This is a genomic window from Glycomyces salinus (assembly GCF_016428645.1).
GTDB classification, from domain to species: domain Bacteria; phylum Actinomycetota; class Actinomycetes; order Mycobacteriales; family Micromonosporaceae; genus Glycomyces; species Glycomyces salinus.
Genome location: NZ_JAELXW010000149.1, coordinates 1 through 4,900, shown reverse-complemented (window position 1 = coordinate 4,900; position 4,900 = coordinate 1). Strand labels below are relative to the sequence as shown.

The window sequence follows — 4,900 nt, the reverse complement described above, 5'->3', positions numbered from 1 at the left end:
ACCCATCCGTAGCCGGGCTGCTCCAGTGGCCCGCAAGCCGGGAATCTCCGTCCATTAGGGCGGAGAGGATGTCAATGTGGAATAGTCTCCCCTACGCACCGTCGAGCGGCGCGGGGCATGCCGCGGACCAGCGGTATGCCCCCGCTTCACCGCGAAGGTTGCCCCTGCGGGCGGAATAAGACAAACCTCACGCACGCATTGAGCGCAGTGATATCGGTGAATAGACTCACGATGTGAGAAAGCGAACCATAACCTCAGGCGCGGTCGCCATCGCGGCCGCGAGCGCGATCGGCATCGCCGGAACCGTTGTCGCGCAAGCCCAGGAAACGGGCGACCAGACCCTCGCCGACGCGCTCGACGAGATCCTGTCCGACCCCAGGCTCACCGACTCCCAAGCAGGCGTGGTCGTCGCCGACGCCGACACCGGTGAGACCGTCTACGACCACAACGGCGACACCCGCATCGACTCCGGTTCCAACATCAAACTCACCACCTCCGCCGCGGCCCTCGAAGTCCTCGGCGAGGACTACACCTTCACCACCCAGGCCATCACCGCCGACCGGCCCCGGCACGGCGTCGTCTACGGCGACCTGTACCTGCGAGGCGGCGGCGACCCGACCCTCCTCCAGGCCGACCTCGAGGCGATGGCCGCCGAGATCGCCGACAGCGGGGTCGAGGTCGTCGTCGGCGACCTGGTCGCCGACGACTCCGCCTTCGACGACGAACGCCTCGGCACCGAATACGGCTGGGACGACCTGCAGTACCTGTACGCCAACGAGACCGCCGCGCTGACCGTCGCCTCCGGCGACGACTACAACGCCGGGACCGTCCGCGTCTTCGTCGACCCCGGCGACGGCGAAGGCGACCCCGCGCAGATCACCACGGTCCCCGAGGCCGACTACGTGACCATCGACAACCAGATCACCACCGGTGAGGCCGGAAGCGACACCTCGGTCGCGATCAACCGCGACGACCATGAGAACACCATCCGCCTGACCGGGACCATCGCCGCCGACTCGGGCGGCACCTACGGCACCCGCGCGGTCATCGACCCGGCGCTGCTGGCCGCCGACGTGTTCGAGAACGCCCTCGAAGCCGAGGGCGTCTACGTCACCGGCGACCTCCGCGGCGGCACAGCGCCCGAAGAGGACGGCCGGACGGTTGCCGAGCACCACTCGGCGCCGCTGTCGGAACTGACGGTCGACCTGCTCAAACCCTCCAACGCCTCGATGGCCAACGCGCTGTTCAAGACCATCGGCTACGAGCTGTCCGGCGAAGGCACCTGGGCGACCGGCAAGGCCGGGGTGTACCAGGGCATCGAGAAGTACGGCGTCGATACCGGCCCGGTGCGGCAGGTCGACGGCTCCGGCGTATCCCGCCACAACCTGGTCACCCCGACGATGGTCACCGACCTCCTCGTCGGCGCCAAGGATGCCCCCTGGTTCGACACCTGGTACGGCGCGCTGCCGATCGCCTGCGAGGACGGCACCATCGCCGGCCGCATGTGCGACACCCCGGCCGCGGGCAACGTCCACGCCAAGACCGGCTCGAAGACCAGCGTCTCGGCACTGTCCGGCTACGCCACCGACGCCGACGGCCGCGAACTGGTCTTCAGCGTCATGCTCAACGACTACCTGTGGTGGACGGTCAAGGACATCGAGGACCAGATCGCCGCGGCCATCGCGGGCCACAGCCAGGACTCGACCGAATCCGAGTTCTCGACCTTCAGCGAAACCGACGAGGCCCCCGAGGGCGGGCTGAACGAGGACGCCGAACCCGAACTCGAGTGCACCTGGGTCGAACCGGCCGTCTGCTGACCTCCTGACCAGACCCGACGACGGGCCCCGGCCGAAAGGCCGGGGCCCTATCCCTCGCAACAGCGCCGCTCCTCGCGCCAGACCTCAAGGCCGTGGCGGAGAAGCGCTTCGGTGCGCCCGGCCTCGCGGGTCCAAGCCAGGTGCCCGACGTCGGTGACCCGCAGTTCCGGTTCCCCGCACACCAGTCCGGTCAGAAACCCGAACACCGGCGGAGTCAGGCCAGGAAAGGCAACCCAGAGTCTGGGTGCTTCCGTCACGGTCCCGTACTGCACGAGCCGGTCACCGATCTCGGCCTGCCCGAGCACGGTGAGCACCTCGGGAACCGGCGCCGAGATCGACCGGACCGACAGCGGAATCGATTGCAGGGCCCGAAGGTAGGCGGCCCGAACCCGGTGCGGAGCTGTGCGTCCTACGCCCATGAGACGACCCCCGCACGGGCCCGCTGGGCCCCGGCCAGGGCACGGGCCATGGCAGTTGCGCTCCGCGCGCTGTCACTCCGCCCGACTTGCCCGGGCAAGGTAGGCGTGGCACTGGGGAACGGTTGAGGCCGCCGAGCAGGAGCCGGTTGAGTCGCTTGCTCAGGTTCAGATGGGGAGTTCAGGGCCTTGACGACCGCGAGGAGCCACTGGACCAAGCGGACCCACAGCAGCAGTGCGCCTCCGGCCTCGCGCTCGAACGCGGTCTGACGTCCGGGGCGGCCGAACGGCTCGCGGTGAGCGGCGGCAAGGGGTTCCGAGTCGGCCAGGAAGTCGTCCCAGGCCGACTCGCGGAGCGGGTCGAACCGGTGCGGTGCCTCCGAGGGCGCATGAGCCAGCGGATCGGGCAGCTCTCCCCGTCGATGACGGCCGGTGCGCCGGTCCTGGTACCAACCTGGAGACCCATACGGGCCAGGATCATGGGGATCGGCGGGTTTGCCGCCGATCACCCGCATTCGGGTGGACGTGTGGGTGTTTCGCTCTGGCGTGGGCACCCGATTTTGACGTACGCTAACGCAGACCACGGGAGGTTTCCTTCCTGGTACGGTGCGGGCCGCCGATCGAGTTTGCCGACTGTGACGGCGGCCCGCTGGTTAGTGATGAGTATTCATTTTTGTACTTCGGAGCGTGCCAATGGCACGTTCCGCAAGGATCGCATGACGCTATGACGTCTCACAAGCGCGACACACCTTCGTGTGCAAAACCGTCCAGACTCCTCCGCATCCGACTTGTGACCTTTGGTTCACGCATTCACTTCCGCGTGGCATGCACACCGTGCGTCCGATTGGTAACCTGAGCCGGAAGGTGAACCAGTCACGGCCCCATCACTCCCCGGAAGGCGCCCCGAGTCGAGGAGGACCCCCGTCGTCTGGCCCGAACCGGCACGCGCTTGTCCGGCCCACCCCAGAACCCGGTTGGACGGGAGCGGGCCGTCGATTCAGCAGTGAACACTCTGGAGAACTGAGAGATGAGCGGAAGAAGTTTCGACACGGGGTCAACCTCCAGGTCATCTCCGCACCCGACGGGCACCCGCTGTGGATCGGCGAGGCCCGGCCGGGCCGCGAACACGACACCACCGCCGCGCACCACACCGGTGTCGAAGAGGTGATCGCCCTGCTCAACATCGGCGTCCCCGAAGATGAGCACCTGTTGGTCCTGGTGGATCTGGGGTATGAGAAGTTCCGCGATTTCCCCGCCGTGCGCTGCGGCCACAAGAAGCTCAAGGGCGGGAAGCTGACGGTTGACCAGCGTCAATACAACCGAGGTCCTCGGCGCACTGCGCGCCCTGGCCGAGAAAGCCAACGCCGATCTCAAGGTCCGCTTCGGATGCCTTCAGAAGATCGGGCTCAATCCCTGGCGGATTGGCACCATCGCCCGCGCCTGCCTGGCGTTCTTCAACATCGAACGCCCGCGCCAACTCAAGACCGTCACTCAAAGTGCCGCATGAGTTGCCCGGAAAACCTCAATGACAGCAGCACGCCTGATTTGAGGATTGAGCTGGAAGGAGACTCGCCGTGGGTGAAAGGCGAGGTAACGGCATTTGGGGAGCCCGGGGAACGGACACCGAATCAGAAAGGTGTCTATGCAACAGTCCAGAGTGACTTCTATGTCCTTATTGTATTTTATCAGTTTTACCCGGACGAGGCGTTCAAGGCCGACTGCGAGCCCTCGGACGCAGAGGACTGCCTGATGACCGCCGCGGAACTGGCCGAGTTCGTGGCTGATGACTATCTCGACGCCGCTTACGAGTCGATCGAGACGAAGCTCGGTCGGATGTAGCGGGTCCGCCGAGGTTCCTGTGCTTGAAGCGCTCCTCAGTAGGGTGCGCGGAGGGTGGTTGTGTGGCAGGGTGCCCTTATGGCACTTCGCATCGAGGATTACGGGATACTCGGCGATCTTCAGACCGCCGCTCTGGTGGGGCGGGACGGGTCGGTCGATTGGCTGTGTCTTCCGCGGTTCGACTCCCCGGCCTGTTTCGCGGCCCTGCTCGGTGACGAGGAATCCGGGCGCTGGCGCATCGCTCCCGCAGCCGGAGGTCTCGCCGACCGGCGCCGCTACCGCGGCGACACCCTCGTCCTCGAGACCGAATGGGACACCGCCGACGGCACCGTGCGCGTCATCGACTTCATGCCGCTGCGCGGCGAGGTCGCCGACATCGTGCGCATCGTCGAAGGCGTCACCGGCAGCGTCCGCATGAGCATGGACCTGCGCCTGCGATTCGGCTACGGCCGCAGCGAACCGTGGATCCGCACCGTCGACGGGCAACTGGCCGCCATCGCCGGAGCCGACGCCGCCTGGCTGTCCACACCGGTCGAACTCGAGAACGAGGACGGCGACAGCCGCGCCGCGTTCACCGTCACCGCCGGCGAACGCGTCCCCTTCGTGCTCACCCACCAGCTGTCCCACCTGCCGACCCCCACGCCCGTCGAACCCGAGGCCGCCCTCGCCGGAACCGAACGGTTCTGGAACGAATGGACCGGCCGCATCCGCTACGACGGCCCCTGGAGCGAAGCCGTCCGCCGCTCCCTGGTCACCCTCAAGGCCCTCACCTACGCGCCCACCGGCGGCATCGTCGCGGCCGCCACCACCTCGCTGCCCGAGCAGATC

General features: G+C 67.2%; 5 protein-coding genes and 1 pseudogene. 5 read left to right on the top strand and 1 reads right to left on the bottom strand.

The annotated features are described in order from the left end of the window. Positions 1 to 233: 233 nt before the first annotated feature. Positions 234 to 1,817: a D-alanyl-D-alanine carboxypeptidase/D-alanyl-D-alanine endopeptidase gene (dacB, locus tag JFB92_RS24220; protein ID WP_199044449.1), complete on the top strand. Its 1,584-nt coding sequence runs from the start codon at positions 234 to 236 to the stop codon at positions 1,815 to 1,817. A gap of 47 nt (positions 1,818 to 1,864) precedes the next feature. Here dacB and JFB92_RS24215 read toward each other — a convergent pair whose 3' ends face one another. Beyond that, positions 1,865 to 2,236, bottom strand: a complete 372-nt coding sequence (locus JFB92_RS24215; RefSeq protein ID WP_199044446.1) for a hypothetical protein — start codon at positions 2,234 to 2,236, stop codon at positions 1,865 to 1,867. An 822-nt stretch (positions 2,237 to 3,058) separates the two neighbouring features. On the opposite strand from JFB92_RS24215, the pseudogene JFB92_RS27125 reads away from it, so the two are divergent. From JFB92_RS27125 to JFB92_RS24205, 4 genes and pseudogenes are all read left to right on the top strand, one after another. Further along, positions 3,059 to 3,496: pseudogene (locus JFB92_RS27125) on the top strand (transposase family protein); the annotation flags it as partial. A 37-nt stretch (positions 3,497 to 3,533) separates the two neighbouring features. Then, positions 3,534 to 3,740, top strand: a complete 207-nt coding sequence (locus tag JFB92_RS25925; protein WP_372451690.1) for a hypothetical protein — start codon at positions 3,534 to 3,536, stop codon at positions 3,738 to 3,740. 71 nt (positions 3,741 to 3,811) lie between these two features. Beyond that, positions 3,812 to 4,072 (top strand): hypothetical protein, encoded by a 261-nt coding sequence (locus JFB92_RS25920; protein WP_233163758.1) that lies wholly within the window; start codon positions 3,812 to 3,814, stop codon positions 4,070 to 4,072. A gap of 78 nt (positions 4,073 to 4,150) precedes the next feature. Continuing rightward, positions 4,151 to 4,900 (top strand): glycoside hydrolase family 15 protein (locus JFB92_RS24205; RefSeq protein WP_233163754.1); only part of this gene is annotated, 750 nt, incomplete at its 3' end.